The 3,513-nt window shown below is 49.3% G+C and carries 2 protein-coding genes; both read left to right on the top strand.

Annotation, left to right across the window (positions count from 1 at the left end; genetic code table 11):
• Positions 1–806 precede the first annotated feature (806 nt).
• Positions 807–2,231 carry a 15-cis-phytoene desaturase gene (gene pds / locus PMG25_RS07420; protein WP_283766265.1) on the top strand — a complete coding sequence of 475 codons (1,425 nt, stop codon included), beginning with the start codon at positions 807–809 and terminating at the stop codon, positions 2,229–2,231.
• A gap of 30 nt (positions 2,232–2,261) precedes the next feature.
• The gene (gene crtB / locus PMG25_RS07425) at positions 2,262–3,185 is read left to right on the top strand and encodes a 15-cis-phytoene synthase CrtB (protein ID WP_283766266.1); all 924 of its coding nucleotides are present in this window, start codon (positions 2,262–2,264) and stop codon (positions 3,183–3,185) included.
• Positions 3,186–3,513: the final 328 nt, after the last annotated feature.

The raw sequence follows: 3,513 nt of genomic DNA on the forward strand, positions 1-3,513 counted from the left end.
TCCCTATTCCCCATTCCCCATTCCCCATTCCCCATTCCCCATTCCCCATTCCCCAATCCCCATTCCCCATTCCCCATTCCCTATTACCGCAAATTTACAAACTAACTCGCCAAAAGACACTTTAGGGGCGAAATCAACCAAGAATATTGACAAAATAAGACCCAACCCTTACCCATAGAGATTAAAGCTTTCCAGAACCAAGGTGTGGTTAAAACGTTAGAATTTCGAGTTAAAAAAACGCCAGTTAAGTACATAGATCAGCCGCAACTCCAAATGAGGTGATGAATAAAAAATCATGGGTGGGAAAAACGATCGCGTGAAGTCAGCAGCCCGTGAACCTCCCCTATGGTTTCCACCATAAGGAAACTCTGGAGCAGGATCTATCTCGGTTGTGCTAGTCCCTCAACTGCACAGAGATAGCAGGACAAGAATCTGTCTGCTCTAATGCATGAGACTAGAACACCCTAAAAAATGGCCCAAAGGTTCCCGCGACTCCACAGGGTGGAACGCTCTGAACTTCAAGCATCGGTAATTAGAAAAAGACAAAAGACTTACGGGAGACACCTGGACAACTGGCAACTTTGCTTACCGGTTGTTTTGGATCTCCGCAGCCCGTAGAGCCAACGGAATTGTTTCTCTACTGTTAAGAAATGTATCACAACTTCAATCCGTTGGCAAGCCAGATTTCCGGCGATCGCCATTTCGGATATTTCTCCATTTTTGGCGATCTTTCGATCAAAACGTGAGAACTCTGGGCCAACTATAGTAGAATAATAAGAAATGTTACAGAGCGGAAAAAAAACTAAATGCGAGTTGCGATCGCTGGAGCTGGATTAGCAGGACTCTCCTGCGCCAAATACCTCACCGATGCGGGCCACACCCCCATTATCCTAGAGCGTCGGGATGTCCTAGGGGGCAAAGTCGCCGCCTGGAAAGACGAAGACGGAGACTGGTACGAAACCGGGTTGCATATCTTCTTTGGGGCCTATCCCAACATGCTGCAATTGTTCAAAGAATTGGATATCGAAGACCGGCTGCAATGGAAACAGCACTCGATGATCTTTAACCAGCCGGAAAAGCCCGGAACCTACTCCCGGTTTGACTTTCCCGACCTCCCCGCCCCCATCAATGGCCTGATTGCCATTCTCCGCAACAATGACATGCTCACCTGGAGCGAAAAAATCCAGTTTGGTATTGGACTACTTCCAGCTATTCTCAAGGGACAGAGCTACGTGGAGGAAATGGATCAATATTCCTTCAGCGAATGGCTCAAAAAACAGAACGTCCCCCCTCGCATCGAAACCGAAGTGTTCATCGCCATGTCCAAAGCGTTGAACTTCATCAACCCGGATGAAATCTCCGCTACGATTATCCTCACGGCTCTAAATCGATTTCTCCAGGAGAAAAACGGCTCGAAAATGGCCTTTCTCGATGGCTCGCCCACAGAACGACTATGCCAGCCTTTAGTCGATTATATTGGCGATCGCGGCGGCCAAGTCCGACTCAACGCCCCCGTCAAACAATTCCTCCTCAAAGACGACTACAGCGTAGGCGGCTTCTTACTGCGGGGAATGGATGGCCAACCCGATGAAGTCCTCAACGCCGATGTCTACGTTTCCGCCATGCCCGTAGACCCCCTAAAAACCATCCTGCCCCAACCCTGGCGAGCCATGCCCTACTTCCAGCAACTGCAAGGTTTAGAAGGAGTTCCCGTCATCAACCTGCATCTGTGGTTTGACCGCAAACTCACCGATATTGACCACCTGCTCTTCTCCCGCTCTCCCCTCCTGAGCGTCTACGCAGACATGAGCAACACCTGCAAAGAGTACGCCAACCCCGACCGCTCCATGCTCGAACTCGTGCTTGCACCGGCAAAAGACTGGATTTCTAAATCCGATGAAGACATCATCGAAGCCACCTTAGCCGAACTCAAAACCCTCTTTCCCCAACACTTTACCGGGGATAATCCCACAAAATTGCTCAAGTCCCACGTGGTCAAAACCCCCCGCTCCGTCTACAAAGCCACCCCCGGACGGCAAAACCACCGCCCCTCCCAGGAAACCCCCATTCCTAACTTCTATCTGACCGGAGATTACACCATGCAGCGCTACCTAGCCAGCATGGAAGGAGCGGTCTTATCCGGTAAATTAACCGCCCAAGCTATTGTCAGAAGTCAGGAATTAGGAGAAACTCCAATAAAGTCCCCGGCTAAATCTGAGTCCGCACTCTAAGTCCCCCACCGCCGAATCTCTCTGTAACCCATGCTGCAATTACCGAAGCCTGCTCGCATGAGACCGCTTGTCTCCCTAGAAGAATCCTATGAACTCTGTCGTCAAATTACGGCAACCTATGCCAAAACCTTCTATTTAGGAACCCTATTGATGCCAGAAGCCAAGCGCCGGGCCATTTGGGCCATTTATGCTTGGTGTCGCCACACCGATGAATTAGTCGATGGCAAGGAAAGTGAAATTACCACCCCAGCCACCCTTGATGATTGGGAAGAGCGCCTAGAAGAAGTGTTTAAGGGTCATGCTCTCACGGATGAGGAAGTGGCTCTAGTGGATACCCTAGAACAGTTTGCCCTCGATATTCAGCCTTTCCGCGATATGATTGCCGGGCAACGGATGGATTTATTCCAGAATCGGTATCAAACCTTCGAGGATCTGTATTTGTACTGTTACCGAGTCGCGGGAACTGTGGGATTAATGTCTACATCCGTGATGGGGGTAGATGAGTCTGGTTCGATTGCCCCTTGGCATACTCAGCCCTATGTGCCCATCGATGAGGCGGTTGCTCTGGGTATTGCCAATCAGTTAACCAATATTCTCCGGGATGTGGGGGAAGATATTGAGCGGGGTAGAATTTATTTACCTTTGGAAGAGTTGGCCCTGTTTGACTATACGGAAGAGGATTTACTCAATGGGGTAATTGACGATCGCTGGCGCAACTTTATGCGCTTCCAAATTCAACGAGCGCGGAAGTTTTATAAACAAGCGGAGGGGGGTGTACGCTATCTGATTCGGGATGCTCGATGGCCGGTTTGGTCAGCGCTGATGCTCTATCAACAGATTTTAGGGGCGATCGAGCGCAATGATTATGATGTGTTTACGAAGCGTGCTTATGTGTCTTTACCGAAGAAATTGGTGAGTTTACCGGTGGCTTATATGCGATCGCAAATTTTCTGATCGTACCCTATTTCTAATCGTAGGGTGGGTTAGGCGGCTAAAACCTAGACTCTGACAGCAATCTCTCAATCCGCCGTAACCCACCATTTTAGGGTTGTCACGGCACTACCGACTTGTTTAGTCATTTCAAATCTGAATGATCAATTATGATATGTCATTGCGAAGGTCGCGCCAGCGAAATGAAGCAATCTCGATCATCTCGCTAATCTTGGGGAATGCTTCCCTGCGATCGCAATGACAACTGTTTAACCGGACATGATACAGCACTTCGCGTGTTATGGTGTACAGTCTTAAAGGCTCAAAGCCATGTACCACAACCCTATTCCCT

It is taken from the genome of Roseofilum capinflatum BLCC-M114, assembly GCF_030068505.1.
Taxonomy (GTDB): Bacteria; Cyanobacteriota; Cyanobacteriia; order Cyanobacteriales; family Desertifilaceae; genus Roseofilum; species Roseofilum capinflatum.

Excerpts from the sequence above, each read along its gene's own strand:
- pds (WP_283766265.1), top strand. The coding sequence starts at position 807 with ATGCGAGTTGCGATCGCTGGAGCTGGATTAGCAGGACTCTCCTGCGCC.
- crtB (WP_283766266.1), top strand. The coding sequence starts at position 2,262 with ATGCTGCAATTACCGAAGCCTGCTCGCATGAGACCGCTTGTCTCCCTA.